Source organism: Azospirillum thermophilum (assembly GCF_003130795.1).
Lineage (GTDB): Bacteria > Pseudomonadota > Alphaproteobacteria > Azospirillales > Azospirillaceae > Azospirillum > Azospirillum thermophilum.
The window spans coordinates 553,302-578,067 of the sequence record NZ_CP029357.1 but is presented as its reverse complement, the minus strand read 5'-3'; the positions used below and the strand labels follow the sequence as shown (position 1 = coordinate 578,067).

Below are 24,766 nucleotides of genomic sequence, written 5' to 3'. Positions count from 1 at the left end.
CTAGATCAATCCCTATACAAATGAAGGTCGGTCGGCAGGCAGGGATCGACGCAGGCCAGGGCCAGCCGGGCGGCGGGTTCCAGCCGCTCGTCGGCCGGCAGGCTCGCCAGCATCCGCTGCAGCAATCCGCCCTCGGCGAGGTTCCAGTCGGTCGGCGTGACGATGCGGTAGCCGGCGATCCGCCCGCCGTCCAGCACCGCCCGGTGGATCAGCAGCCCCCGCGACGCCTCGGCGAGGCCGATGCCGGGCGGCGCCGGCTCCGCCGGCCGGCCGGGACCGCCCTCCAGCCAGCCGAGCAGATCGAGGATGCGGCCGAGCAGCCGGGCGAACAGGCTGCGCCCCTCCGCCGCCTCCACCGCCTGCAGCAGCGGCATGCCGCGGACCCGGTCGGCGCAGGTGACCTCGCGGGCCGGCAGGGCGGCCTCCTCCAGATCGCGCAGCGTGGGGGCGGGCAGGGCGGCGCGGCCCCAGGCCGGGTCGAAGCCGCGCCGCACCCCGGCCAGCAGCCGGACGGTCGCCGTCTCCCCGGCCGCCAGCCAGCGCTCCAGCTCCGCAATGGTGAAGTGCCGCAGCTCCGCTCCCGTCCCGGCCGACGATCCGGCGATCTGGCGGCGCAGCGCGTCGGCCGCTCCCGCCTGTCCGGAGGCGAGGGCGCCGACGACGCGCAGCGCTCCCGCTTCGGCCGGTGCGCCCAGGCAGGCCGGCCAGTCCCGCAGGATGGCGATGGCATGGTCGCGCACCGTCTCCTGCCGGGTGCCGGCGGCATCGCCGCTGCCCAGCCCCACGGCGGCGGTGGCGGCCTGACGGTGGGCGACGGCGCAGAGGTTCAGCACGGCGGGGACGAGGACCGTGGCCTGCTCGCGCGGCTTGCCGACGAGCAGCGCGGCGACCGGCCGGCCCGGCCGGTGGTCGATGCGGACCCGGACGGCCCCGTTCCCGACCGCGAGCCCGACGCCCAGCCGCCCGGCCAGTCCGTCCGGAAGACCGCCCGACGGATCGCCCGACGGATCGCCCGCTGCCGTCAAGACGCCCTCTGGAAGGTCAGCACGGCGCGGCGTGACGGCCGCGTCACCTCCTCCCCTTCCACGGCCGCCTCGCCGGCGGCCGGCGCCCCTGTGGCCGCCGGGTCTTCCGGCGGCGGGGCGAGCTCGGCCTCGCGCAGGCGGCGGATCTCGCCGGTGCGGGCGCCGTCCTCGCGGATCGACGGGTCGAACAGGGCGACCAGCGCCGCCGCCGCCGTCTCCGTCGCCTGCAGCATCGTGGTGAACTCGAACATCGGCGAGAAGAGCGAGCAGGCCTTGTACGGCCCGACGCCCGCCCGGTCGGCGTGCAGGAACTCGTAGAACCCGGAGGGGAACTCCACCAGCTCCTTGGCGCCGGGGGTCAGGCCCGACCAGTCGTCGTCCCCGCCCGGCAGCAGGACGAGGTTCATGAACCAGGGCGTCACCAGCGCCCCCAGCCAATGGCCGTTCCAGGCGCGGAAGCCCACCGCCTTGACCGCCAGCGCGTCGTTCACGATGGGGATGCCGCGCATCTGGCCGATGTAGATCTCGCGGAAGACCGCCTCCAGCGCCCGGATCGCCTCCGCCGGGCGGGCCGGCGTCTCTGCCGTCACCGGGTCCGGCGGGGCGTCCAGCGGGGAGGCGGGAAGGGGAACCGGCTGCCCGTCCGGTGCCGGCGTGCCGGCGTCCAGGCTCATGAACTGGTCGCGGGCGCCGTCGCAGACCGGGCAGCGCCATTCCTCCGGCAGGGCGGCGAAGGGCGTGCCGGGCGGCACCTGCCAGACCTCGCAGCCTTCGGCCGGGTCATAGACGTGCCAGCAGATCTTGCACTCCATCCGCGTGGCGTCGCCGATGCGCGAGGCGTCGCCGAGGTAGGAGCCCTCGAAGCGTCCGGCGGGGAAGGGCGCGGTCATGCCCGCTCTCCGGTCAGGCCGGACCCGCCGATGGCGGACAGGATCTCGCCCAGCCGCTCGGCGCTGTCGGCGATGTCCTCGGCCGCGGCGCAGACCACGGCGGGCACGTCGACGATCTCCACCGTGTTCAGGATCAGCGTGTCCACCGAGTTGTAGTAGCGCACCCACCAGACGTTGGGCGTCGCCGTGGCGGTGACGCGGCAGTTGCCGTAGCCGCGCGACAGGATGGTGGTCGCCCCCTGGCCCAGCCGCTCCTCGACGAAGGCCAGATCCTCCGGCGTGTGGGGCAGCAGGCTGAAATTGACGGCATGGGGCGCGTCGCCGCGCGTCCAGGCGGCGCTGCGGTCCAGCAGCTCCACCAGGATCGGCAGGCCGTTCATCAGCCCGGCCGGCGCCCCCTCCGCCGCCGGCCGCCGGCCGGCCGCCGCCGGGAAGGCGCGGTTCAGCGCCACCCGCGGGAAGGCGCCGACCAGCAGGGTCTCGCCCGTCCGTCCGCCCGTCCCGGCCGGCCGCACGCGCCAGACCCCGGCCAGGGCGGCCTCCTGGATCTCCAGCCGGTCGCCCGCCCGCTCGACCAGGACGGAGACCTCGCCCTCGCCCAGCGCCTCGTCCACCAGGGACAGCGCCGGGGCGTCCAGCCCGTCGAGCGGCAGGCGGATCTCCTGCCCCGCCGCCCAGCCGGCGAGCGCCGAGCGCAGCCGCTCCAGCAGCTCCAGCGCGGCGGCGGAGCGGGCGGGATCGGCCACCTCCGGCAGATGCGGTTCATAGATGCGCATGCCCGACGGCATGGGCAGATACTCCAGCCCCTCCTCCTCCGCGTCGGGCTGGCTGCCGGGGCCGAAGCCGACCGGCGGGCGGGTCATGCCGAGGAACGAGGTCATGGCGCGTGTCCCTTCACTGCAGCCGGGTGGGGGCCGGGGCGTCGCCCGACAGAATGGTGGCGATCCGTTCCAGATAATCCTGCCAGTCGCGCACCCGCGCAATGGTGCCGAGCAGCGTGTCGCCGCGCAGGAAGACCAGCGCCGGCAGGCTCATCATCCCGGTGCGGGCGAGCAGGGCGCGCTCCACCGCCGGGCCGGCGACCGCCGGGGTCAGCGCCGGACGCACCGTGCGCACCAGTTCGGGCAGGATCACCGCGACGTCGGCCGTCTCGCCGTTGCCCTTGCCGTGGCCGGGCAGGAAGACGACCCAGGTGCCGTCGTCGCCGCGCCACGGCCCGGCCGCCGGATCGTCGAGCCGGGGATAGCCGTGCTGCGTGGTCAGCCGCTCCACCACCGGCGGCAGCGGGAAGACCGGCTTCGCCGGCCGGGCAGGGGCGCTGTCGGTGGCGGGGATGTCGGTCGCGGGGGCGTCGCCGTCGGTCATGGTGTCGGGCGGGAGGTCGGTCATGGCGGGAGCTCAGGCCTCGGTCAGTCCGGCGGCACGGGCCGCCTCCAGATGGGGGGGAAGGGTGGGTTCGCGGTCGATCAGGTCGGCGAAGCCGTCCTCGAAGCTCCCCCCGTTCATCGCCGCGGCCAGCGCGTCGAGGGCGGCGCGGATCTGCAGCGCCTCCTCCTCCTCCAGCCGGCGGCGGGCGGCGCCGAGGAAATCGAGCACCCAGTCGCCCGGCCCCACCTCGGGCAGCAGCGACAGGTCGACCGCGACGCGGGCGCCGGCCGCATCCTCCGCGGTGCCGACGATGCCGTCGACCGCGACGATGCGCAGGGGCGTGCCGATGCACATGGTCCGCCCTTCTCAGGCGAGGCCCAGCACGCGGGGGTCGCCGATGCGGCAGGCCTCCTCGGCGCTGGGGCGGCCGCTCTCGTAGGCGTCGCGGGTGATGGCGGGGGCGGCGGTTTCGGCCGCCGCCCGGCGCGGCTGCGCCTCGATGCCGAACTCGTCGCGCAGGATGGCGCGGATGGCGTCGACGGTGGGGGCGACCTCGGCGGCGACGGTCGCGGTCAGGCCGCCGCCGTAATCGTCCAGCACCTCCGGCTGGACGCCGACCAGGATCATCCGCCCCGGGCAGCGGCCGAGCAGCATGGCGCTCGCCAGCACCTCCTGGAAGCCGGTCTGGTGCAGGCTCATCTTCTTGGCGCCGAGGAAGGCGGGCACGTCGTCGTCGCGGAACACCCGGCGGGTGCCCGGCGGCAGGCCATAGTCGATGGCGTCCACCACGATCAGCACGTCCGCCGTTTCCAGGTGCGGCAGCAGGTAGAGCCCCTGCGTCCCGCCGTCCATCAGCGTGACGTCGGGTGGAAAGGCCCAGTCCTCGGCCAGACGCTCCACCGTGCGGACGCCGAAACCCTCGTCGGCCCACAGGATGTTGCCGATCCCGAGCACCAGGATGCGGTTGCCGGATGCCATTCCCGTTCGTTCTCCCGTCGCGGACCGCATCGTTGGCGGCCCGTCTTATCCCGGAGCGTTTCGTCTACAAATTCCATGCCACGGGGGCGGGGCGGGCAACCCCTTGATCCGGCGGGCAAAAACCGGGGCATTCCTTTGCCTGCTCAGCCATTGTGGATATGAACATTGCAGACGGATGCCGGAATGGCAATCAACTTGCCAGTCTGGCCGGAAACTTGCCGGCGGAGGAAGCCCCCTGCCGGCCGGCGATCCTTCATGCAGGCGGGACGGATTATTGCCGCAGGCCGGCCATGGGCTGCGGGCAGGCGGGGGTATAGGCGGCAATCGGGCAGAGGTCGAGGATGGGCACCTGGTCCGCGTGATCGCGTTCGGCAAGCGCCTCCTCGATCTGCCGGCGCACGTCCTTCTCCGAGCCGGGAACGCCGTTGGCGCGCGCGATGTCGGTCACCGTCTGCACGAACGCCTCGCGGGTCGGAATGGCCTGCAGGGCTCTGACGAGCTCCGGGTGGCGCGTGAAAAGATCCTGGATCTTCTGCAGGGTGGCAGGGCTGGACATGGCGGGCGGCCTTCCGAGGTAATCGGGTTGCGATGGGGGGAAAGTTATCGCATCCGCTCCTTTTGCACTTTTCCCCCCGTCCCAACTGTTTGACCGGTCGTCTCAATCGTCGGGTTCCACCAGCGTGCCGATCAGCCGAAGCAGCGCCTGTTGCTCCGGCCCCAGCCCGCCGGCGAGGAAGGCGGCGATCCCGATCTCCGCCCGGTGCCCGCCGGAGGCCGCATTGGCCTCGTGCCGGACGAACAGCCGGTCCGCATCGGCCCGGTCCGCATCGGCATCGCGGACCAGCAACCAGCGGTCCCCGTTGGAACTGCGATACAACTCCCTGCTTCCCGTCGCCATCACCGTGCCTCCTTGGCAGTCGCCGTTTGGCCAGTCACCGTTTGGCCGTTCGCCGCGTGGCCGTTCGCGGCCCGGGCCATTCCGGCAAACAGCGGCAGGAACCGGGAGTTGCACGGCGGACTGTGAAACGGTTGGCAAATCCCACAAATATTAAACGAAACGATCAAGTAACGCCTGGAAAAAGCGGCAAGTTGCCGCAGTAACAATGAATTTTACTCGGAGCGGCGGCGAATCGCTGTAAGAAGTCAGGCATCATGAATTTCCGAAATTTTTCCAGGTAGAACGATGAATCGCGCATCCTTGATGTCTGTGTCCGCCGCCTTGCTGGCCTGTGCCGCCCTGTCCGCCTGTCAGACCACCGGGGCGAGCCGCGCCGACGTGGCAAAGGTGGCGGTCGCGGACTCGAACTACGCCAACGAGAAGACCGATTGGGGGATCTCCCCGCGCAACGACCTGCTGATCGGCGGCTACCACGCCCGCACCCCGGCGACGGTCCCCGGCGCCCGCACCATCGCCACGGCCGACCTGCAGACGCTGATCGCCGCCGACCCGTCCGTGGTCCTCGTCGACGTGCTGGACGGCAAGGCGCACCCCAGCCTGCCGCAGGCCGTCTGGATGCCGGATGCCGGGCTCGACAAGAGCTTCCAGGACGCCACCCAGAAGAAGCTGGGCGAGCGGCTCGCCGGCCTGACCGGCGGCGACCCGAAGCGCCCGGTGGTCTTCTACTGCCTGTCGGCCGAATGCTGGCTGTCCTACAACGCGTCGCTGCGCGCGGCCAGGCTCGGCTACCAGTCCGTCTACTGGTACCGCGGCGGGCTGGAGGCGTGGAAGGCCGCCGGCCTGCCGACCGCGGCGATCGAGCGGCTCTGACGGCCGGGGGAGGGGGCCGGGGGAAGAGGCCGGGGACGGAGAAGAGCGCCCGGCCTCAGTGAACCGTGCATACGACGCACGGATCGAAGGACCGGACGATGTGCTGCACCGACAGCGGCGACGTCTCCCCCTCCCGCACCGGGGCGCCGACCAGCGCGCGCTCCAGCGGTCCCGGCACGCCGTCGAGGTCGCGGGGGGAGAAGTTCCAGGTCGTCGGCGCGATGATCTGGTAGCCGGCGATCCGCCCCTGCTCCACCCGCAGCCAGTGGCCGAGCGCACCGCGCGCCGCCTCGGTCAGTCCGACCGCGCGGCCGCTGTCCGGCAGGACGCCCTGGACGCACCAGGGGCCGGCCGGCTCCAGCGCGCGGACCCAGCCCTCCATGGCGCGGACGGTGCGCGCGATCTCCAGCAGGCGGGCGACGACGCGGCTCATCACCGTGCCGCCGTCGCGGGCGACCAGCGCGGCGACCAGCGGCTGCCCGTCGACGAGCTGCCGCGCCAGCGCCCCCGTCTCATAGGGCAGCCCGGCGAGGCGCGGAGCCTTGCACCAGCTGTAGCCGTCCTGGGTCCCCTCCGGCCCCGCCGGTTCCGGGGCGCCCATCTCCGGGACCGTGGAGCCTTCGAAGGGCGGATGCGCCCGGTCCCGTCCGGCCATCCAACTGAAGCGGTGGTGCTCGGCCACCGCGTCGGGATCGAAGGGCGCGTGCCGGCCCTCGGCGACGGTGCCGCGGCGATAGAGGTGGGCGCCCTCCTCCCCGGCATCGGGATAGGCGCCATGGCTGAGGAAGCGGTCGTAGGCGCGGCCGAGCCGGGCCAGCCCCAGATCCTCGGCGATCTCCAGGAACAGGCGGAAGTCGCCCTCCGGCCCTCCGGCCCGCCAGCGGTCGAGATCCTCCGGGCTCGTCAGGTCCAGCACCCGCTCCAGCGGCGCGCCGAACAGGCTGTCCTCCAGGAAGCGGCGGAAGCCGCCGAGGATGGCGAGCAGCCGCACGCGGTCGCGCGCATCGGCGGCGCGGGCGACGCCCCCCGGCTGCAGGGTCAGCGTGTGCGGCCACTTGCCGCCCAGCAGTCCCAGGATGTGGAACAGCCCGGCGCGCGCCGCCATGGCCCCGCGGACGGCGCTGCCCTGCGCCGCCTTGAACCGCGCCTCGGCGCGCGGGAACCACGCGCGGGTGGCATAGGGGGCGCGGGCGAAGTCCGGCATGAAGAACAGGTGGACGTGCGTCAGATGGTCGGCGACGGTCTCGGTCGCCGTCATCAGGTTGGTCGCCAGCACCCCGTTGCGCGGCGGCGCCACGCCCATGACGCCGGCCAGCGCCAGCGCCGCCGCGTGGGACTGCGAGACGGAGCAGATGCCGCAGATGCGCGGCGCCACCACCAGCGCGTCCATCGGGTCGCGCCCCTGCAGGATCCGCTCGAAGCCGCGGAACAGCGGCGCGTTGACGTGGGCCGCCGCCACCGCCCCGCCCGCGATCTCCAGCCGGACCTCCAGGTCGCCTTCCACCCGGTTGAAGGGGCCGACGATCAGCCGTGTCTTTTCGCTGGTCACCCGTCTCAGCCCCGGTTGGTGTTGCGGACCGACGGCGGCACGACGATCCGGTCGGCCGCTGCGTTGCGGCGGACCCGCTCGGGCGTCGCCGCCTTGGCGAGCGAGGCGAGCGCCACGAACCAGGCCTTCGGCATGTCGGTCGGCAGGCCGATGGGAATGCCGGCGAATTTCGGCGTCGCCTGGAAGGGATGTCCCGGCTCCTCGAAGCCGGGGGCGGTGCAGTTGATGCAGGCATAGCCGCCGCGGGTGCAGGACCCCTCGCCGTTCCACAGCCGGGTGTTGCAGTCGGCATGGGCCTGGGTGCCGAGGCAGCCCATATGCTCCATCATGCAGCCGAGGTCGGACGGCTTCTCCGCGCTCGCCTTGTACTCGTAATACTCGTTGCGCGGACAGCCGTGGTGGACGAGATGGTCGGCATAGAAGCGCGGGCGCTGATAGCTGTCGAGCGACCCGGCCTCCAGCGCCTCCTCGGCCAGCAGCATCAGCGTCTCCGTCACCCAGTTCGGGTGCGTCGGGCAGCCGGCGACGTTGATCACCGGCAGGCCGGAACCGGAGCGGAAGGCCCCACCCAGCGCGCCGCCGCGCAGCGTCCCCTCATATTGCAGGCCGCAGGCGTCGGTGATGTTCTCCCCGCCGCGGTGATGCCGCCATAGGCGGCACAGGTGCCGACCGCCACCACATGGCGGGCGACGGATGCCAGCTCGCGCACCCACTCCACCGTCGGCCGGCCGGTGCCGGCCAGCACGTGGAAGCGCCCCGTGCCGTTCGGCCCGCGCAGCAGCGAGCCCTCGACGCACAGCACGTCCAGCGGTTCCGCCCCCGACAGCACGCGGGCGAACAGATCCGTCACCTCGGCCCCCGTCTCCTCCGACAGCGAGGGGTGCCAGAGCAGGCGGATGCCGGCGCTCTCCAGCAGATCCGGCAGTCCGGGCGATTCCGCGCACAGCATCGACATGGTGCAGCCGCCGCAGCCGCCCGACTGCAGCCACAGCACCGACAGGGGGCGTTCTCTCATCGCTGGGGTCCTCGCGCCGGGGCGGCGGCAACGGCGCCGCCGATGGCCGGCAGCGTCAGGGTGAAGACGGCGCCGCCCTCCGGGTGGTTGGCCGCGGTCAGCGTGCCGCCCTGGTCCCTGACGAGCTGGTAGCTGATCGACAGCCCCAGCCCGGTGCCCTTGCCGACCGGCTTGGTGGTGAAGAAGGGGTCGAAGATGCGGCCGATCACCTCGGGCGCGATGCCCGGCCCGGTGTCGCGCACGGTGACGACGACGCGCCCGCCCCGCTCGCGCCCCTGCAGCTCCAGCCGCTTGCAGGGCGCCCCGGTCATGGCGTCGATGGCGTTCTGGACGAGGTTCATGGCGACCTGGTGCAGATGCCCGGGATGGCCGTCGATGTCCAGCGTTTCCGGCAGGTCGAAGACGACGATCAGGTCGGCCATCTGCGCCTTGGCGACCCAGGTGACGGCCGAGCGCAACAGGGCGGTCAGGTCGAACCGCTCGGAGGCGTGCTTCTGCTCCGAGGAGAAGCGGCGCAGCTCGGCGACGATGTCGCGCACCCGCTCGGTCCCCTCCAGCATGCCGTCCAGCGTCGCCGGCAGGTCGGAGCGGGCGCGGTCGATCCGCAGGTCGCGGCGCAGCACCGCCAGCTCCTCCGCCGTAGCCCCGGCATGGACGCGGTCGAGATAGGCGGTCAGCCGGTCGACATAGCGGCGCAGCGCGTGGGCGTTGCCGTAGACGAAGGAGATCGGGTTGTTCAGCTCATGCGCCACGCCGGCGACCAGCCGGCCGAGCGAGGCCATCTTCTCCGAATGCACGAGCTGCTGCTGCGTCTGCTTCAGCCCCTCATGCGCGGCGGCGAGGTCGCGGTAGGCGCGGCGCAGCTCGCCGACCGGGCGGCCGACCAGCACCATCCCGATGGCGTGGCCGCGCTGGTCGTAGCGCACCGTGCTGTTGACCGACACCGGGAACAGGCCGGCCGGGCCGCGCAGGCACAGCTCGACGTCGCTCCCGCCCTCGCGCTGCAGGGCGGCGCTGCACAGGCGGGCGAAGGCGCCGTGCGAGTCCGGGGCGAGATGGTCGCGCAGCGGCTGCCCGATCAGGTCGCGCCCGGCATGGCCGAGCGCCCGTTCGGCCGCCGGGTTGGTCTGCTCGATCCGGCCGTCGCGGTCGCAGGCGATCAGCACGTCGGTCATCGCGCCCAGCACGCTGGCGATGAAGGCCTGCGCCTCCTCCAGCTCGGCGTTCTTGCGCTCCAGCTCCACCTGCTGGGCGACCAGATTGGCATAGGTCTCGTCCATCTTCTGGATCACGTCGATCCAGGCGCTCTCGGCGTCCGGCAGCAGGCCCGGCACGGAGAAGGGCTGCGACAGCGGTCCCGTCATGTCATCGCGCGTCCCGGTCTGATGGACTCTCCCGCGGCGCGGCGGGACCGGCACTCTACCACGCGCCCGCCGGAAATTCCTTGCCTTGTCGGCGGCTGCGACCAAATCTCAGGAACCTTCGGCCGACGCCGCACAGAAGAGGTTTCCCCCGTGAGCATCCAGTTGAGCACCCTTCCCAACGGCTTCCGCGTGCTGACCGACCATCTGCCGCACCTCGGCACCATCACCAGCGGCGTCTGGGTCGGCGTCGGCGCCCGCAACGAGCGGCCGGAGGTGAACGGCATCGCGCATTTCCTGGAGCACATGATCTTCAAGGGCACGGCCAGCCGCGACGCGCTGGCCATCGCGCTGGAGATCGAGAACCGCGGCGGCGAGTTCAACGCCTTCACCGACTACGACGTCACCGCCTATTACGCGCAGATGGCCTCGACCCATGTCGAGGTGTCCTGCGACATCATCGGCGACATCGTCCTCAATTCGGTCTTCCCGCAGGAGGAGGTCGAGAAGGAGCGGGGCGTCGTCATCCAGGAGATCGGCCGCTACGCCGACGAGCCGGAGGACGTGGTCTACGAGGCGCTGCGCCGCACCGCCTTCCAGGGCCAGGCGCTCGGCCGCCCGATCCTCGGCCCGCGGGAGAACGTCGCCGGCTTCGGGCGCGAGCATCTGCTGGATTACGTCGCCCACTACGACCCGCGCCGCATGGTCTACGTGGTGTCGGGCAACGTCGACCACGACACGGTGGTGCGCCGGGCCGAGGCGCTGTTCGGCCACCTGACGCCGAAGGACGCGCCCTTCCAGGAGCGGGTCGCCAACACCGGTGGTGCCGCCCTGCTGCAGCGCGAGGCGGAGCAGGTGCATTTCATGGCCGCCTTCCCCGGCGCCGGCATCGACGACGCCGACAGCTACCCGCTGCGCCACCTCGCCAACATCCTGGGCGGCGGCATGACCTCGCGCCTGTTCCAGGAGATCCGCGAGAAGCGCGGGCTGGTCTATTCCGTCTACTCCGCGCCGCTGCAGTACCAGGACGGCGGCGCGCTCAGCTTCTATGCCGGCACCGGCGTGGAGGAGGTGGCGGAGCTGGTTCCCGTCTTCTTCGAGGAACTGCGCAAGGCCCGCGACGGCGTGACGGAGGCCGAGCTGCAGCGCTCCAAGGAGCAGCTCCGCTTCTCGGTCGGCAAGTCGCTGGAATCGACGATGCGCCGCGCCGACCGCTTCGCCCGCACCCTGCTGCGCACCGGCGAGATCCGCAGCATCGAGCAGATCTTCGAGCGCATCGACAGCGTGACCCCGGCCGACGTCGCCGCGGTCGCCAACCGGGTCTTCGCCGGCCCGATGGCCGTGTCGGCCGTCGGCGTGCTCGACCATCTGCCGTCCTACGAGGACATGCAGGGCATGCTGAAGGCGGCATAGCCGGCAGCGGACCGGAGCCGCCTCCCGCCCCCGCGGCGGCGAGGCGGCGGCGCGCCGGTCACATGACCGCGTCGAGAACCTTGAGCTGCTCGATGTAGCGGCGGGTGGTGGCGAGGCCGGCGGCCTGGTTGCGGAAGTCGGCGGTGCTCTCGGCGACGCGGCGGCGCACGGCGTCGATCTCGCCGAGCACGCCGTCCACCTGGGCGATCAGCTTGGCGTTGCCGCTGGCGATCTCGTCCATCCGGGAGCCGGTGTCGTTGATCTTGCCGCCGAGCGAGCCGACGGTGGCGCGGATGCGGCCGATGGCGTCCTGGGTGTTGCCGAGCGTCGACTTGGTGTCGTTGGCGAGCTTGCGCACCTCCGCCGCCACGACGGCGAAGCCCTTTCCGGCCTCGCCGGCGCGGGCCGCCTCGATCGTCGCGTTCAGCGCCAGCAGGTTGGTCTGGCCGGCGATGCCGTCGATCACCGACAGCACGCCCTCCACCGTCTTCAGGACGGCGCCCAGCCGCTCGAACTCCTGCTCCAGCTCCTGCTTGCGCTGGTCGTGGCCGACGAAGCTGGTGGCATGGCCGTTCAGCACGTCGCGGATCGCCGTCATGGAGCTGTCCACCCGCTCGGCGTAGCTGGTCACCTGCTCCACCAGCTCGTTGAGGGAACTCGCCGAGTCCGCCTGCTCGACCAGCGTGTGGATGACGCTCTGCCGGATGCGGTTCAGCAGTTCCAGCCGGTTGAGCCGGGTCTGGGTGAAATAGGTCTGGAAGCGGGCGTAATGGACCGGGAAACGGTCGGCGATCTCGTCGGTGAAGCTGCCCGGCTGGCCTTCCTCGAAGAAGAAGACGGCCGAGAGCGTCTGGTTGATGTTGATGCCCAGCAGCTCGCCGAAGGTGGAGAAGCCGGCCACCGGCAGGTCGCGGAAGGTGGCGACGCGGCCGAGCTGCGGCCCGTTGTTCAGGCGGCGCAGGATGCAGTCGTTCAGCAGCCCGCCGACCGGCCGCGGCTTGCCGCGCAGGAAGGCGGTGAAGTCGCTGTCCGTCTGCTGCACGAAGTCGGTCGCCTCGACCAGATGCAGCTCGTCGCCGGGATTGACGTCGCAGTAGAAGGCGACCTTGTTGTTGGCGACGTCGAATCCGGCGACCGAGCGGACGAACAGCTCGCCCTCCAGCTCGACCGCGAAGGTGTAGCGGGCGAGCTTGCCCTCCAGCTCGTCCGGCCGGCATTTCAGGGTGCGGCACAGCGCGTCGATGAAGCCGGTGGTCTCCAGCGTGCGCGGATCGATGACGCTGGTCACCGTCCGCCGCACGCCGTCCGCCTCCAGGATGGCGAAGGAGGTCGAGGTCTTGCGGAAGTTCTGCGTCTTGAAGATGCCGTAGCGCTTGCCGCGGGCAAGCTTGAGGAAGGCGACGACCGCATGGTTCTCCAGAACGCGCTGGCCGTCGAACAGCCAGGTGTTGCGGAAGTCCAGCTTGCCGCCGGCCGAGCCGCCGATGAACAGCACCGGGAAGCGCCCGCTGCGGTAGACCGCCTCCATCAGATAGCTTTCGCTGGCCGACAGGCCGTCGATGAAGGTCAGCGCCAGCGTGTCGCGGCTGTCGAGCGGGAAGGACGGGCGGATCCCCTCCAGGTCGCGGCGGATCGCCGAGACGCGCTGCTCATGGTCCAGCGTGATCTTGCCGTTGCGGATGTCCTCGCAATGCAGCGGAACGGCGTGGACCGAGACCTCCGCGATCAGGTCGCGGCCGAAGGCCTGGAGCACCACGCTGTCGCGCCCGTCGGTCGCCGGGTCGTAGAGACCGGCGCCGTCGCGGCTGCCGCACAGTTCGCCGGCGGTCGAGACCAGAAGAAGCCGGCTGTCCGCCGGCAGGGCGCCGCGCAGCCGGTCGGCGACGGCGCGGAAATCGGAAAAGGGGGAGACGAAGCCGACCACCAGGGCCGGCGCCTCGGCGCCGGTGCCGAGGTCCTGCAGCTTGTCCCGGCCGATGTCGCGCGAGGACAGGCGCAGCGTGCGGATGAGCGGGAGACCGGCCCCGGCCTGTTCCACGCGCTCGGTCACCGGGCCGGACAGGCCCGCTCCAGCCTGGGCCGGGCCGGAAAGCGGGCCTGGATGCGGGGAACCAACGGGCGCGCCGTGGGCGCCGAACAGGCGGTTGATGAAGGACATTTTTACTTTCCCCCCGGTGCACAGCATTGGCAGGGTTACTTGTGACGGTATTGTGAAGGGAAGCCCGTTAGCAGGGGTTTAACATACTGTCATATGTGCCCAGCCTCGCGGCCACTTTTGGATGAGGTTCAGTCTATAGACGGTCCGGATACGGGAAAGTCCGGGGAAACCCGCATGCCATGGCGGGCATTTTCCCTGTTTCGGGTGATCCGGACGGGCGGAAAGGTCGTGTCCTCGGGCCCGTCAGGCGGATGCCCGCGACGTCATGCCGCGTGCGGGCGAGTAGCCGCGGACGCTCAGGGCAAGGAAGACCACCAGGGAGGCCCCGGTGACCGCCAGGGCCGTCGCGTCGAGCCGTCCGTAGAGCGCGAAGCGGACCAGCTCCACCCCATGGGTGAAGGGGTTGAGGCGGCACAGCCACCACAGCAGTTCCCCCGCCTCCTCCATGCGGTAGAGCGGGTAGAGGGCGGTGGACAGGAAGAACAGCGGGAAGACCACGAAATTCATCACGCCGGCGAAGTTCTCGAGCTGCCGGATCAGCGAGGCCAGCGTCATGCCCAGCGCCCCCAGCATCAGCCCGTTGACCAGCAGCGCCGGCAGGACGGTGATCCAGGACCAGGGCGGCAGCTCCACCCCGTAGAGGCGCACCACCAGCAGGAAGGCCATCACCTGCAGGACCGACACCACCACCCCGGCCAGCAGCCGGGCGAACAGCAGGAAGCCGCGCGGCAGCGGGCTGGTCAGCATCACGCGCATGCTGCCCATCTCGCGGTCGTAGACCATGGAGAGCGAGCCCTGCATGCCGTTGAAGAGCTGGATCATGCCGATCAGCCCCGGCACGATGTAGACCTCGTAGGGGATGTAGGTCTCGTAGGGCGGGACGATCGCGACGCCCAGCGCGGCGCGGAAGCCGGCGGCGAAGACGAACAGCCAGATCAGCGGGCGGACCAGGGCGCCGAGGAAGCGTTCGCGCTGGTGCAGGAAGCGCAGCACCTCGCGCACCACGATGCCGGACAGGGCGGTCAGATAGCGGCTCATTCCTCCTCCCGCGTCAGGCTGTCGAAGGCCTCGGCGACCGAGGAGGCGCCGGCCGCGGCCAGCAGCTCCGGCGCCTCGCAGTCGGCCAGCAGCCGGCCGCGGTGCAGGACCACCACCCGGTCGGCCGCGGGGTCGATCTCGTCGATCAGGTGGGTCGCCCACAGGACGGCGAGCCCGCGGTCGCGGCACAGGCTCCGCACATGGGCGATCAGCGCCAGCCGCGCCTTGCGGTCGAGCCCGACCGTCGGCTCGTCGAGCAGCAGCAGGGAGGGGCGGTGCAGCAGGGCGCGGGCGATCTCCACCCGGCGGCGGTGGCCGCCGTTGAGGCGCCGCACCGTCTCGCCGGCGCGGTCGGCCATCTCCACCCGCTCCAGCTCCGCCTCGATGCGCCGCGCCGCCTCCGTCCGCCCGATGCCGTGCAGCGAGGCGAAATAGCGCAGGTTCTGCGCCACGGTCAGGTCGAGGTCCAGGGTCGGCTGCTGGAACACCACCCCCAGCCCGGCCAGCGCCTTGCCCGGCTCGGCCGCCAGGTCGTGGCCGTGCAGCAGGACGCGGCCCGCCTGGGGCACCAGCAGGCCGGTCGCCAGCGCGAACAGGGTCGATTTGCCCGCCCCGTTGGGGCCGAGCAGGGCGGTGAAGCGTCCCGGCTCCACCCGGAACCCCACCCCGTCCAGCGCCGCCCGCCGGCCGTAGGCATAGCGCAGCCCCTGCAGGTCGAGCGGGGCGAGGCCGGGCGGGGACGCGGGCATGGCCGGGTCACGGGGCAACGGCGACGCCCCAGGGGTAGCGGCCGACCTTCACCGTCTTGAGCACCGACAGCTTGTCGACGTCGATGATGGAGACGTCGCCGCTGAGTCCGTTGGTGGTCAGCAGCCGCTTCTGGTCCGGCGTGAAGTCGAGCTGCCAGACCCGGCGGCCGACCAGCAGGTAGCTGACCACCTCCAGCGACCGCGCGTCGATCACCGCCACATGGTTGGCGGGGCCGAGCGCGACGAAGGCATAGCGCCCGTCGTCGGTCAGCCGGATGCCCACGGGCTGGATGCGGTCCTTCGGGATGCCCTTGATGGCGAAGCCGATGGTCTTCACCGGCTTGCGCGTCGCGGTGTCGATGACGGCGACGGTGCCGCCGATCTCCGCCGACACCCACAGCCGGTCGCCCGACTTGCTGAACTGCGCATAGCGGGGGCGGGCGTCGACCAGCGTGTTGTCGACGACCTGCCGCTTCTCGACGTCGATCCAGTGGACCATGCTGGTGGTTTCCGAGGTGTTGACCGCCCAGCGCCCGTCCGGGCTGACGGCCATGCCCTCCGGCTCCACCCCGACGTCGACCTGGAAGGTGACGCGGCGGTCGGGGACGTCCACCACCGTGACGACGTTGCTGTCCTCGTTGGCGATGAACAGCAGGCGGCCGTCCGGATGCAGGGCGAACAGCTCCGGATCCTCGCCGGAGGGCAGGTTGTGCACCACCTTGCCGCTGGCGAGATCCAGCACCTGCACGGTGTCGTCGTCGCTGGCGCAGATGTAGAGCTTCGTCCTGTCGTGGCTCAGCACGATGCCGCGCGGCCGCTGCCCGACCTTCAGCGTCTTCACCACCTCCATCTTCCCCATGTCGATGACCGAGACGGTGTTGTCCTTCTCGTTCGACACATAGGCGGTCTGGGCGAAGGCCGCCTGGGGGAGGGTGGCGGACGCCAGCAGCAGGCCGGCGGTCATCGATAAGGCAAGGCGGAGGCGGGTCATTGCATGTCCTTATCTGCGGGCGCGGCAACGGCTTTCCGGCTGGTCGACGCCGAGCGTGTCGAGCTCCGTGCGGGGGTGGAGGAATCCTTCGATCGGCGCCTGGGCCACCAGCGACCGCTCGGAGGCGAGCAGAAGCGGCATGCGCATCTGGCCGTCCCAGGGGCGGAAGCTGGCGGTGCGGCCGAGGAAGACGGCGTGGGAGAAGTCGGGGCTCCGGATCAGGGCGGCGAGGGCCGCCGGGTCGGTGCCGCGCAGGCGGGTCGCCGCCTCGCCCACCGCGCGGACGGCGGCCCAGACGGCATGGTCGCGCGGGCTCATCCAGCGGCGGGACTGCTCGCGGAAGCGGTTCTGGAGCTGGGCGGCCGCCCATTGCTCGTGCGTGCGGTGCCAGTTGGTCGGCACGAGCCCGGCGGTGCCGGCGACCGGCCGCGGCTCGGCCGTGCGGTAGGGCAGGAAGTCGCCGAAATCGCCGCTTTCGTCCGCGACGATCAGCACGTCGTAATTGCCGCCGCGGGTGAAGACCGGCACCTCCGCCTGGGCGGTGCGGCCGGCCTCGAAATCTCCGGTCCAGCTCTTGTCGGCGACGATGGTGGCGCCGAACCGCTTGGCGGCGCGGCGCACCGCCTCGGCATAGAGCGCATCCTCCGGCCGCGGGCCGACCACCAGGAACCACTTGGTCCAGCGCTTGAAGGCGAGATACTGGCCGAGCGCGTCGGCCAGCATGGCGCGGCTGGGCAGCGTGTGCAGCAGGTTGGGGGCGCACTGCTCGGCGCGCAGCGAATCGTCGGGCGCGCCGGCGTTGAACAGCAGGACGTCCTTCGCCTCCGGCAGCCGGGCGAGCGCCGCGACCGCCGGCGCCGGCAGGTCCAGCACGACGAAGCGGTTGCCCGCGGCGATCAGGCGGCGCAGCGCCTCGGCCGGGTCGCCGTCCGCCGGCAGGGTCACGGCGTCCAGCGCGAAGTCCTGCTTCAGGAAGCGGCCGGTGGTGCGGTTGTCGGCGATGGCGAGCTCGGCACCGGCGAGGCCCTCGTCGGCCGGCCGCTCGTCGAGGTTGGCGAGGGCCGGCGGGCGCTCGATCTCCTGGGTCAGGTAGGCGATCCGGATCGGCGACCGCTCCCCCGCCGTCTGCGCCGCCGTCTGCGCCGCCGTCTGCGCCGCGGTCGCCGGCTGTCCGGCTTCGGGACTCTGGGCCGGCGCGGGAAGGACCGTTCCGCCGGCGGCCAGCGCCAGCACGAGAGCGGTCGTCAGGCGGAGGGTCTTGCGAACGGGCATCGTGCGTCGGGCGGTCCCTGTCGGATTGACGGAAGCGGCAGCTTAGTCGTCGCCTCCGCCGCCATGCCATGAGACTATCGGATAATATAGGTTGCTGACCATCTCGCACTGACGTTGTACGATGGTCCAATTATTGTGAGACCCGACCGGTGGCTATGCTCGGCGACAACGATGCAAGACGCGGTGGCCACGGTGGTTGCCGCCGCTCCGCTGAGAAGGAGAGGACACGCCGATGAACACCCTGTCGCCCACCCGCCTCACGACCAGCCCGCTGCGGACCCTGGCCCTGGCCGGCCTGGCTCTCGGCAGCATCCTCGCCGTCTCCGCCACCCTGTCCACCCCGGTGCGGGCGCATGGCGACGTGACGCCGCAGGCGGTCGATACCTCGGGCCTGGAGAAGCTGGGCGACAAGTGGCGCGACGCCAACCCCTACCGCGGCAACCCGCGGGCGATCGAGATCGGGGCGTCGGCCTTCAACCAGAACTGCGCGCGCTGCCACGGCCTGGGCGCCGTGTCGGGCGGCATCGCCCCGGACCTTCGCTATCTGGAGCCGGGCGACGGCGGCGACGAGTGGTTCAAGGAGCGGGTGATCAACGGCTCGGTCCGCAACGGCGTCACCTACATGCCGCAGTTCGGCGACGCGCTGGGGCAGGAGGCGCTGTGGGCGATCCGCAGCTGGCTCGAAACCGTGCATGCCGACTGACGGAGACCGGCGACGACCATGCTGACGCGCCGCGCCCTCCTTGCCGGTCTGGCCGCCGGAACCGCCCTCCTCCCCGCAGCGCCGCGGCCGGGGGCGGCCCGGCCGCTGGACGACGTGATGGCGCGCGGCGTGCTGAAGGTGGCGGTCTACCGCGACCTGCCGCCCTACTCCTACCGCCAGGACGGCGAGCCGGCGGGGATCGACGTCGAGCTGGCCCGGCTGCTCGCCGGCCGGCTCGGCGTGCGCCTCGACCTGATGGAGCATACGGCGGGCGAGACGGTGTCGGACGACCTGCGGGTCGCCGTCTGGCGCGGCTATCTGGTCGGCGGCGAGCCGGCGGACGTCATGCTGCACATCCCCTACGACCGGGTCTTCGGCCAGCGCAACACCGAGGCGGTGCTGTTCGCCCCCTACCAGCGGGAGCGGTTCGCGCTGGCCCGCAACCCGGAGCGGCTGTCCTCGGAGGGCGTCGCGGCGCTGGAGGACGGCGACCGGATCGGGGTGGAGATCGACACGGTTCCCGACTTCTACATGCTGAGCGCCGGGGGTGGCCGCTTCCGCGAGCGCGTGGTGCATTTTCCGTCGGTCGGCAAGGCGGTGGATGCCCTGCTGGCGGGGGAGGTGGCCGGCGTGCTGGCGACCATGAGCGAGCTGGAAGGGGCGCTGAAGGACCGCCGCGCCGACTATCCCATCGCGCCAGCGGCGATGCCCGGCCTGCCGGCCACCGGCGGCTGGGACATCGGCATGGCGGTGAAGGAGAATTCCCGCGACCTCGCCTATGCCCTGACCGACATCGTGACGGCGCTCGACGCGGACGGGACCCTGCCGGCGCTGTTCGCCCGCTTCGGGGTCACCCACACCCAGCCGGAGGCAAACCGATGAGCCGATACCGGACGTGCCTGCTGATCCTCGTGGCCGGCCTCGCCGGCGGTGCGGCGCAGGCCGCCCCGCTGCCGCCCGATCCCCTGGAATCGGTGGTGTGGGAGACGCTGGCCCCGGCAGTGTTCGGCGACGCGCCGGTGGTGTTCGACGACCGGGTCGTGGTCCAGACGCCGGCCGACGTGGAGAATGCGCTGGCCGTGCCGGTGGCGGTCGACGCGGGCGCGCTGGGCGAGGTGCGCGAGATGGTGCTGCTCGCCGACCTCAACCCCTTCCCGGTGGTCCTGCGGTTCGAGCCGCTGGCCGCCCGCCCCTTCATCGCCACGCGCATCAAGGTGCAGCAGGCGACCGCCATCCGCGGTGCCGCGCGCACCGCCGACGGGGTGTGGCATGTCGGCGGCCGGCTGGTGGATGCCGCGGGCGGCGGCTGCGCGGCGCCGCCGCAATCCTACGCCGCCGCCGACTGGGAGCGGCATCTGGGCGAGGTGCAGGCCCGCCTGTGGCCGGCGGCGGGGGCCGAGGCCGCGCGGCTGAAGCTGCGCATCCGCCATCCGATGGACACCGGCCTGTCGGCCGGCGTGCCGGCCTTCTTCATCGAGACGCTGACCGTCGCGGCGGAGGACGGCACGCCGCTGGCCCGCATCGCGCCGCTGGAACCGGTCAGCGAGGATCCGGTCTTCACGCTGGAGCCGCGCCTTCCCGCCGGAACGGCGATGCTGCGCCTGACCGGCCGCGACAACAACGGCGGCGAGATCGCCGCCCGCATCCCGGTGCCGACGCTGCGGAGCGCCCTGCCATGAGGACGGTCATGAGAGGGATGCTCGCAGGTTTCCTGCTGCTCCTGTCCGGCCTGTCCGCCGCCCTGGCCGCCGGGCCGCTGACCTACGACCTGAAGCCGGTGCGCATCGCCCGGGACACCTACGTGTTCGTCGGCACGACCGAGCATTTCAGCCGCGCCAACGGCGGCAACATCCTCAATCCCGGCTTCATCGTGACGGAGGACGGGGTGGTGGTGATCCAGACCGGCCCGTCGCGCCGCTTCGGCGAGGAGATGCGCGCGGCCATCCGCAAGGTGACGCCGCAGCCCATCCGCATCGTCTATGTCAGCAACCTGCATCCCGACTACTGGCTGGGCAACCAGGCCTTCGCCGACGTGCCCATCGCGGCGCTGCCCGGCACCATCGCCGGCATCCAGGCGGAGGGCAAGGCGATCACCGAGAACATGTACCGGCTGGTCGGCGACTGGATGCGCGGGACGGAGCCGGTGGCGCCGACGCAGCCGGTCTACGGCTCGACCGTCGTCTACGGCAGCCACCGGCTGCGGCTGATCCCGCTGGAGGGGCATACCGCCGCCGACCTCGCCATCCTGGACGAGAGCACGGGCGTGCTGTTCGCCGGCGGGGTCGTCTTCTCCGACCGCACGCCGACCACGCCGCATGCCGACGTCGCCAGATGGCTGGCCGAACTGGACGCGCTGGAGGCGCTGGACATCCATGTCCTGGTCCCCAACCACGGGCACATCCGCACCGACAAGGCGGCCATCGCCCAGACCCGCGACTGGCTGACCTGGCTCGACGGATCGCTGCGCCGGGCGGCGGCGGAAGGGCGGGACATGGCGGAGCTGCTGGACATGCCGATCCCCGAGCGCTTCGCCGGGCTGGGCATGCTGCGGCCCGAGTTCCAGCGCTCGGTCGCCCACCTCTACCCGGCGATCGAGCGGGACAGCCTGCCGCGCGCCCTGCAATAGGGGGCGATCCCCCGGGACGAAGCGCGGCATGAGACCATTGCACTATGGCGGCAATCCGCGGCTCGCTTAAACTGCGTCCATAGGACAATCAGCCGACAAAGCAAAACAGGTAAAGCGACAGGGCACCGGTTAGGGGCACCCGCGCCGCCATGAGTGCCGGCGGCGCGGCAGGGAGAGGTCTTGTCCCCGTTTCGAGAGGAACAGATTGTGAGGGAGGTCACCGCACCATGAAGCCGTTCTTCACCCGCCTGACATCCACGGCCTCCGTCCTGGCGCTGGGGTGGCGCTGGCGACGGGCTTTTCCGCCGCCGCGTCCGCGGCCGGTCCCACCAAGGAGGATCTGCTGAACGACGCCAGGTCGGGCGGCGACGTCCTGACCTACGGCATGGGCTATCAGGGCCAGCGCTTCAGCCCGCTGAACAGGCTGAACGCCGACAACGTGTCGAAGCTGGTCCCCGTCTGGTCCTTCTCCTTCGGCGGCGAGAAGCAGCGCGGGCAGGAGGCCCAGCCGATCGTGCATGACGGCACGATCTACGTCACCGGCTCCTACTCCCGCCTCTATGCGCTGGATGCGCGCACCGGCGACAAGAAGTGGCAGTACGACCACCGGCTGCCCGACGGTATCATGCCCTGCTGCGACGTCGTCAACCGCGGCGCCGCCATCCTGGGCGACAAGATCTATTTCGGCACGCTGGACGCCCGCCTCGTCGCGCTGAACAAGGACACCGGCAAGGTCGTCTGGTCGAAGAAGACGGCCGAGTACAAGGACGGCTATTCGATGACCGCCGCGCCGCTGATCGTGGACGGCAAGATCATCACCGGCAATTCCGGCGGCGAGTTCGGCATCATCGGCATGGTGGAGGCCCGCAATGCCGAGACGGGCGAGCTGGTCTGGCAGCGCCCGACGATCGAAGGCAACATGGGCATGCTGAACGGCAAGGAGTCGACGATGACCGGCAAGGTCAACGCCTCCTGGCCCGGCGACATGTACAAGACCGGCGGCGGCGCCACCTGGCTGGGCGGCACCTACGATCCCGACACCAACCTGCTGTTCTTCGGCACCGGCAACCCGGCGCCCTGGAACTCGCACCTGCGGCCGGGCGACAACCTCTACACCTCCTCCACCCTGGCGATCGACCCGGCCACCGGCGAGATCAAGTGGCACTACCAGACCACGCCGCACGACGGCTGGGACTTCGACGGCGTGAACGAGCTCGTCTCCTTCGACCTGAAGAGGGACGGCAAGGTCATCAAGGCCGGCGCCAAGGCCGACCGCAACGGCTTCTTCTTCGTGCTCGACCGCACCAACGGCAAGCTGCTGTCGGCCACCCCCTTCGTCAACAAGATCACCTGGGCCAAGGGCTTCGACGTCGAGACCGGCCGGCCGGTCTATGTCGACGAGAACCGGCCGGGCAACCCGACCGAGGGCGGCGGCAGCGATGGCAAGGGCAAGCCGGTCTTCGCGGCCCCGGCCTTCCTCGGGGCGAAGAACTGGATGCCGATGGCCTACAGCCCGGACACCGACCTGTTCTACGTCCCGGCCAACGAGTGGGGCATGGACATCTGGAACGAGCCGATCACCTACAAGAAGGGTGCGGCCTATCTGGGCGCCGGCTTCACCATCAAGCCGATCAACGACGACTACATCGGCGCGCTGCGCGCCATCGACCCGAAGACCGGCAAGATCGTCTGGGAGTACAGGAACCGCGCCCCGCTGTGGGGCGGCGTGCTGAGCACCGCCGGCAACCTCGTCTTCACCGGCACGCCGGAAGGCTTCCTGAAGGCCTTCGACGCCAAGACCGGCAAGGAGCTGTGGAAGTTCCAGACCGGCTCGGGCGTGGTCGGCTCCCCGGTCACCTGGGAGATGGACGGCGAGCAGTATGTGGCGGTCGTCTCGGGCTGGGGCGGTGCGGTCCCGCTGTGGGGCGGCGACGTCGCCAAGCTGGTGAAGGACATCAACCAGGGCGGCTCGCTCTGGGTGTTCAAGCTGCCGAAGGCGTGACGGCCGTCCGCACGGGCTGACAACCGCGGCACCGGCCTCCGTCCCGACGGGGGCCGGTGTTCGGCGTTGGCGGCCTCCCCCTTTCGCGCCGTTCCGGACCGGCCCTCTCGGATTGATTGCCCTCGGGCCGTGCGGCTGCCATGATCCCGCTGAAAGGCAAGGCCTGGAGGACCACCTCGGGCGGAACAACCCCCGGCAAAAAAGTGGGGACCATAGCGATGAGCCGCATTCTGATCGCCGACGACCATCCCATGGTGCGGGATGCCTTGCGCAACGCCGTGCTGTACTCCTGCCAGGCCACCGACGTGCTGGAGGCGGACGGGCTGGACGGGGTGATGCGAACGCTGGAGGACCGGGGCGATCTCGACCTCGTCCTGCTCGACCTCAACATGCCGGGGATGAACGGGCTGAACGGGCTGCGCACGCTGCGCCAGCGCTTTCCCGCCACGCCGGTCGTCGTCGTGTCCGCCCATGAGGAGCGCCGCATGGTCCGCGAGGCGATCGAGAGCGGGGCCGCGGGCTTCATCCCGAAATCGACGCCGCGCGACGCCATCGCCGGTGCCCTGCGCCAGGTGCTGAACGGCGAGCTGTACGTGCCCCCGATGGCCGAGGACGATCCGGAGGAGGAGCAGGCCGACGATCCCGAGACGGCGGAGATCGCCCGGCGAATCGCCACGCTGACGGCGCAGCAGCTCCGCGTGCTGGAGCTGCTCGGCACCGGCAAGCTGAACAAGGAGATCGCCTTCGACCTGAACATCACCGAGACCACGGTGAAGGCGCATGTCTCCGCCATCCTGCAGAAGCTGAAGGTCTACAGCCGCACCCAGGCCGTGGTCATCGCCAACCGCGTGCTGGCCGGGCGCAAGTAGCCCGCCGGATCCGGGCGGCCGATCGTCCGCGTCCGGTCGCCTGCGGTCAACCGCGAGGGCATCCATGCGATTTGCCGTTCCGATGATGGCGGCCGCCCTGCTGTTCGGCACCCCGGCGCTTGCCGGGACGCCGGAGGAGCCGGCGGGATTCCGCATGTCCGATTACCGCTCGCCCACGCCGGCCGGCCTGGCCGGCGCCACCACGCTCGACACCGGGGGGGCGCGCGCCCTTCTGGCCGAGCGCGGGGCGATCCCCATCAACGTGCTGAAGCTCGACCGCAGCACGCTGCCCGGCGGTCCCTGGCTGCTGTCCAGGCCGATGCGGCAGATCCCCGGCAGCCTGTGGCTGCCCAATGTCGGGCTGGGCGAACCGCCGGAGGAGATCGGCGCCTGGTTCCGCGCCGCGCTGGAGCATCTGACCGGCGGCGACCGCGGGCGCGGCCTGCTGTTCTATTGCCTGGCCGATTGCTGGATGTCGTGGAACGCGGCGAAGCGGGCGCTGTTGCTGGGCTACAGCCGGGTCTACTGGTACCCGGCGGGTGTCGACGGCTGGATCGAGGCCGGACTGCCGACGGAAGAGGCGAAGCCCCTTCCGGTCGGGGCGATGCAGCCATAAAGGTCATTGCACTATGGTAGCATAGCGGGGCAGGCAAGCGATCCGATAGGCTGATGATCGGCTGGTCATCCGGCCGCGACACCGAACCGGCAGCAGAGGGAGACAGGACGATGAAGAGCTGGCGCAAACCCAAGACGACCGAGATCGCCGTCGGGACCGAGATCAACGCCTACGCCTGCGCCGGGCTGTAAGCGCCCGATCCATCGGCAGCAGCAGCAGGCTATCAGGGCCGGACATCGCTCCTTCCCGCCACGCGTCCCCGGCGGGGGATGCGGTGCCCGGCCTTTTTCCTGCCCGGCCTTTTTCCTGTCCCCCTGCCGGCCCCGGTCCGGCGGAGACCGCCCCGTGAGACCGTCCTGAAGATCCTCTGCATGA

Annotated in this window: 25 protein-coding genes and 1 pseudogene; 10 read left to right on the top strand and 16 right to left on the bottom strand. The window is 71.3% G+C overall.

Annotated features, from left to right (window positions below; genetic code table 11):
- Positions 1–5: 5 nt before the first annotated feature.
- From DEW08_RS27420 to DEW08_RS27385, 8 genes are all read right to left on the bottom strand, one after another.
- On the bottom strand, positions 6–1,025 hold the full coding sequence (locus tag DEW08_RS27420; RefSeq protein ID WP_109333287.1) for a nickel-dependent hydrogenase large subunit: 1,020 nt from the start codon (positions 1,023–1,025) through the stop codon (positions 6–8).
- The gene (gene hybE / locus DEW08_RS27415; protein WP_109333285.1) at positions 1,022–1,915 is read right to left on the bottom strand and encodes a [NiFe]-hydrogenase assembly chaperone HybE; all 894 of its coding nucleotides are present in this window, start codon (positions 1,913–1,915) and stop codon (positions 1,022–1,024) included. The genes DEW08_RS27420 and hybE overlap by 4 nt, the downstream gene beginning before the upstream one ends.
- Positions 1,912–2,796 (bottom strand): hydrogenase expression/formation protein, encoded by an 885-nt coding sequence (locus DEW08_RS27410; RefSeq protein ID WP_109333283.1) that lies wholly within the window; start codon positions 2,794–2,796, stop codon positions 1,912–1,914. The genes hybE and DEW08_RS27410 overlap by 4 nt, the downstream gene beginning before the upstream one ends.
- Before the next feature lie 13 nt (positions 2,797–2,809).
- Positions 2,810–3,304 (bottom strand): thioredoxin domain-containing protein, encoded by a 495-nt coding sequence (locus DEW08_RS27405; protein WP_245987025.1) that lies wholly within the window; start codon positions 3,302–3,304, stop codon positions 2,810–2,812.
- Positions 3,305–3,313: 9 nt separating this feature from the next.
- Positions 3,314–3,637: a HypC/HybG/HupF family hydrogenase formation chaperone gene (locus tag DEW08_RS27400; protein ID WP_109333281.1), complete on the bottom strand. Its 324-nt coding sequence runs from the start codon at positions 3,635–3,637 to the stop codon at positions 3,314–3,316.
- Positions 3,638–3,649: 12 nt separating this feature from the next.
- The gene (locus tag DEW08_RS27395; protein WP_109333279.1) at positions 3,650–4,261 is read right to left on the bottom strand and encodes a HyaD/HybD family hydrogenase maturation endopeptidase; all 612 of its coding nucleotides are present in this window, start codon (positions 4,259–4,261) and stop codon (positions 3,650–3,652) included.
- Positions 4,262–4,532: 271 nt separating this feature from the next.
- Positions 4,533–4,817 carry a hypothetical protein gene (locus tag DEW08_RS27390; protein WP_109333277.1) on the bottom strand — a complete coding sequence of 95 codons (285 nt, stop codon included), beginning with the start codon at positions 4,815–4,817 and terminating at the stop codon, positions 4,533–4,535.
- A 102-nt stretch (positions 4,818–4,919) separates the two neighbouring features.
- Positions 4,920–5,159: a hypothetical protein gene (locus DEW08_RS27385; protein WP_109333275.1), complete on the bottom strand. Its 240-nt coding sequence runs from the start codon at positions 5,157–5,159 to the stop codon at positions 4,920–4,922.
- A 303-nt stretch (positions 5,160–5,462) separates the two neighbouring features.
- Between DEW08_RS27385 and DEW08_RS27380 the strand changes: the two genes are divergently transcribed.
- The gene (locus DEW08_RS27380; protein ID WP_245987024.1) at positions 5,463–6,029 is read left to right on the top strand and encodes a rhodanese-like domain-containing protein; all 567 of its coding nucleotides are present in this window, start codon (positions 5,463–5,465) and stop codon (positions 6,027–6,029) included.
- 55 nt (positions 6,030–6,084) lie between these two features.
- Here DEW08_RS27380 and DEW08_RS27375 read toward each other — a convergent pair whose 3' ends face one another.
- The 3 genes and pseudogenes from DEW08_RS27375 to DEW08_RS33360 form a co-directional block, all read right to left on the bottom strand.
- On the bottom strand, positions 6,085–7,578 hold the full coding sequence (locus DEW08_RS27375) for a nickel-dependent hydrogenase large subunit (RefSeq protein ID WP_109333271.1): 1,494 nt from the start codon (positions 7,576–7,578) through the stop codon (positions 6,085–6,087).
- 5 nt (positions 7,579–7,583) lie between these two features.
- Positions 7,584–8,593: pseudogene (locus tag DEW08_RS27370) on the bottom strand (NADH-quinone oxidoreductase subunit B family protein).
- Positions 8,590–9,957 (bottom strand): sensor histidine kinase, encoded by a 1,368-nt coding sequence (locus tag DEW08_RS33360; RefSeq protein WP_109333269.1) that lies wholly within the window; start codon positions 9,955–9,957, stop codon positions 8,590–8,592. The pseudogene DEW08_RS27370 and the gene DEW08_RS33360 overlap by 4 nt, the downstream one beginning before the upstream one ends.
- 150 nt (positions 9,958–10,107) lie before the next feature.
- Here DEW08_RS33360 and DEW08_RS27360 point away from each other — a divergent pair, with 150 nt between their 5' ends.
- A complete protein-coding gene (locus tag DEW08_RS27360; RefSeq protein ID WP_109333267.1) occupies positions 10,108–11,367 on the top strand; it encodes a M16 family metallopeptidase in 1,260 nt (419 codons plus the stop codon).
- A 58-nt stretch (positions 11,368–11,425) separates the two neighbouring features.
- On the opposite strand, the gene DEW08_RS27355 is transcribed toward DEW08_RS27360, so the two are convergent.
- From DEW08_RS27355 to DEW08_RS27335, 5 genes are all read right to left on the bottom strand, one after another.
- Positions 11,426–13,525, bottom strand: coding sequence for an FIST N-terminal domain-containing protein (locus DEW08_RS27355; protein WP_168220530.1), 2,100 nt, complete (start codon positions 13,523–13,525; stop codon positions 11,426–11,428).
- 243 nt (positions 13,526–13,768) lie between these two features.
- Positions 13,769–14,563 carry an ABC transporter permease gene (locus DEW08_RS27350; protein WP_109333263.1) on the bottom strand — a complete coding sequence of 265 codons (795 nt, stop codon included), beginning with the start codon at positions 14,561–14,563 and terminating at the stop codon, positions 13,769–13,771.
- Positions 14,560–15,312: an ABC transporter ATP-binding protein gene (locus DEW08_RS27345; RefSeq protein ID WP_109333261.1), complete on the bottom strand. Its 753-nt coding sequence runs from the start codon at positions 15,310–15,312 to the stop codon at positions 14,560–14,562. Before DEW08_RS27345 ends, DEW08_RS27350 begins: the two co-directional genes overlap by 4 nt.
- Before the next feature lie 7 nt (positions 15,313–15,319).
- Positions 15,320–16,303: a YVTN family beta-propeller repeat protein gene (locus DEW08_RS27340; RefSeq protein ID WP_109333259.1), complete on the bottom strand. Its 984-nt coding sequence runs from the start codon at positions 16,301–16,303 to the stop codon at positions 15,320–15,322.
- A 9-nt stretch (positions 16,304–16,312) separates the two neighbouring features.
- Positions 16,313–17,575, bottom strand: a complete 1,263-nt coding sequence (locus DEW08_RS27335; protein ID WP_109333257.1) for an ABC transporter substrate-binding protein — start codon at positions 17,573–17,575, stop codon at positions 16,313–16,315.
- Between the two features lie 232 nt (positions 17,576–17,807).
- Between DEW08_RS27335 and pedF the strand changes: the two genes are divergently transcribed.
- The 8 genes from pedF to pqqA all read left to right on the top strand — a co-directional run bounded on the left by pedF (position 17,808) and on the right by pqqA (position 24,582).
- Positions 17,808–18,278, top strand: coding sequence for a cytochrome c-550 PedF (gene pedF / locus DEW08_RS27330; RefSeq protein ID WP_109333255.1), 471 nt, complete (start codon positions 17,808–17,810; stop codon positions 18,276–18,278).
- An 18-nt stretch (positions 18,279–18,296) separates the two neighbouring features.
- Positions 18,297–19,160: a substrate-binding periplasmic protein gene (locus DEW08_RS27325; protein ID WP_109333253.1), complete on the top strand. Its 864-nt coding sequence runs from the start codon at positions 18,297–18,299 to the stop codon at positions 19,158–19,160.
- A complete protein-coding gene (locus DEW08_RS27320; RefSeq protein WP_109333251.1) occupies positions 19,157–19,957 on the top strand; it encodes a quinoprotein dehydrogenase-associated SoxYZ-like carrier in 801 nt (266 codons plus the stop codon). Before DEW08_RS27325 ends, DEW08_RS27320 begins: the two co-directional genes overlap by 4 nt.
- 17 nt (positions 19,958–19,974) lie before the next feature.
- Positions 19,975–20,904, top strand: coding sequence for a quinoprotein relay system zinc metallohydrolase 1 (locus tag DEW08_RS27315; RefSeq protein ID WP_245987023.1), 930 nt, complete (start codon positions 19,975–19,977; stop codon positions 20,902–20,904).
- Between the two features lie 280 nt (positions 20,905–21,184).
- Positions 21,185–22,906, top strand: coding sequence for a PQQ-dependent methanol/ethanol family dehydrogenase (locus tag DEW08_RS27310; RefSeq protein ID WP_245987022.1), 1,722 nt, complete (start codon positions 21,185–21,187; stop codon positions 22,904–22,906).
- Between the two features lie 218 nt (positions 22,907–23,124).
- The gene (locus tag DEW08_RS27305; RefSeq protein ID WP_109333247.1) at positions 23,125–23,775 is read left to right on the top strand and encodes a response regulator; all 651 of its coding nucleotides are present in this window, start codon (positions 23,125–23,127) and stop codon (positions 23,773–23,775) included.
- A 64-nt stretch (positions 23,776–23,839) separates the two neighbouring features.
- Positions 23,840–24,391 (top strand): rhodanese-like domain-containing protein, encoded by a 552-nt coding sequence (locus tag DEW08_RS27300; RefSeq protein ID WP_245987021.1) that lies wholly within the window; start codon positions 23,840–23,842, stop codon positions 24,389–24,391.
- 53 nt (positions 24,392–24,444) lie between these two features.
- On the top strand, positions 24,445–24,582 hold the full coding sequence (gene pqqA, locus DEW08_RS32940; RefSeq protein WP_245987020.1) for a pyrroloquinoline quinone precursor peptide PqqA: 138 nt from the start codon (positions 24,445–24,447) through the stop codon (positions 24,580–24,582).
- The last annotated feature ends 184 nt before the right edge of the window (positions 24,583–24,766 follow it).

Bases quoted from the DNA above. Each gene is read 5' to 3' on its own strand.
- DEW08_RS27390 (WP_109333277.1), bottom strand. From the start codon at position 4,817: ATGTCCAGCCCTGCCACCCTGCAGAAGATCCAGGATCTTTTCACGCGC.
- pqqA (WP_245987020.1), top strand. From the start codon at position 24,445: ATGATCGGCTGGTCATCCGGCCGCGACACCGAACCGGCAGCAGAGGGA.
- DEW08_RS27355 (WP_168220530.1), bottom strand. From the start codon at position 13,525: ATGTCCTTCATCAACCGCCTGTTCGGCGCCCACGGCGCGCCCGTTGGT.
- DEW08_RS27315 (WP_245987023.1), top strand. From the start codon at position 19,975: ATGCTCGCAGGTTTCCTGCTGCTCCTGTCCGGCCTGTCCGCCGCCCTG.
- hybE (WP_109333285.1), bottom strand. From the start codon at position 1,915: ATGACCGCGCCCTTCCCCGCCGGACGCTTCGAGGGCTCCTACCTCGGC.
- DEW08_RS27325 (WP_109333253.1), top strand. From the start codon at position 18,297: ATGCTGACGCGCCGCGCCCTCCTTGCCGGTCTGGCCGCCGGAACCGCC.
- DEW08_RS27405 (WP_245987025.1), bottom strand. From the start codon at position 3,304: ATGACCGACCTCCCGCCCGACACCATGACCGACGGCGACGCCCCCGCG.
- DEW08_RS27320 (WP_109333251.1), top strand. From the start codon at position 19,157: ATGAGCCGATACCGGACGTGCCTGCTGATCCTCGTGGCCGGCCTCGCC.
- DEW08_RS33360 (WP_109333269.1), bottom strand. From the start codon at position 9,957: ATGACGGGACCGCTGTCGCAGCCCTTCTCCGTGCCGGGCCTGCTGCCG.
- DEW08_RS27380 (WP_245987024.1), top strand. From the start codon at position 5,463: ATGTCTGTGTCCGCCGCCTTGCTGGCCTGTGCCGCCCTGTCCGCCTGT.
- DEW08_RS27300 (WP_245987021.1), top strand. From the start codon at position 23,840: ATGCGATTTGCCGTTCCGATGATGGCGGCCGCCCTGCTGTTCGGCACC.
- DEW08_RS27400 (WP_109333281.1), bottom strand. From the start codon at position 3,637: ATGTGCATCGGCACGCCCCTGCGCATCGTCGCGGTCGACGGCATCGTC.
- DEW08_RS27335 (WP_109333257.1), bottom strand. From the start codon at position 17,575: ATGCCCGTTCGCAAGACCCTCCGCCTGACGACCGCTCTCGTGCTGGCG.
- DEW08_RS27395 (WP_109333279.1), bottom strand. From the start codon at position 4,261: ATGGCATCCGGCAACCGCATCCTGGTGCTCGGGATCGGCAACATCCTG.
- DEW08_RS27410 (WP_109333283.1), bottom strand. From the start codon at position 2,796: ATGACCTCGTTCCTCGGCATGACCCGCCCGCCGGTCGGCTTCGGCCCC.
- pedF (WP_109333255.1), top strand. From the start codon at position 17,808: ATGAACACCCTGTCGCCCACCCGCCTCACGACCAGCCCGCTGCGGACC.
- DEW08_RS27350 (WP_109333263.1), bottom strand. From the start codon at position 14,563: ATGAGCCGCTATCTGACCGCCCTGTCCGGCATCGTGGTGCGCGAGGTG.
- DEW08_RS27340 (WP_109333259.1), bottom strand. From the start codon at position 16,303: ATGACCCGCCTCCGCCTTGCCTTATCGATGACCGCCGGCCTGCTGCTG.
- DEW08_RS27345 (WP_109333261.1), bottom strand. From the start codon at position 15,312: ATGCCCGCGTCCCCGCCCGGCCTCGCCCCGCTCGACCTGCAGGGGCTG.
- DEW08_RS27305 (WP_109333247.1), top strand. From the start codon at position 23,125: ATGAGCCGCATTCTGATCGCCGACGACCATCCCATGGTGCGGGATGCC.
- DEW08_RS27385 (WP_109333275.1), bottom strand. From the start codon at position 5,159: ATGGCGACGGGAAGCAGGGAGTTGTATCGCAGTTCCAACGGGGACCGC.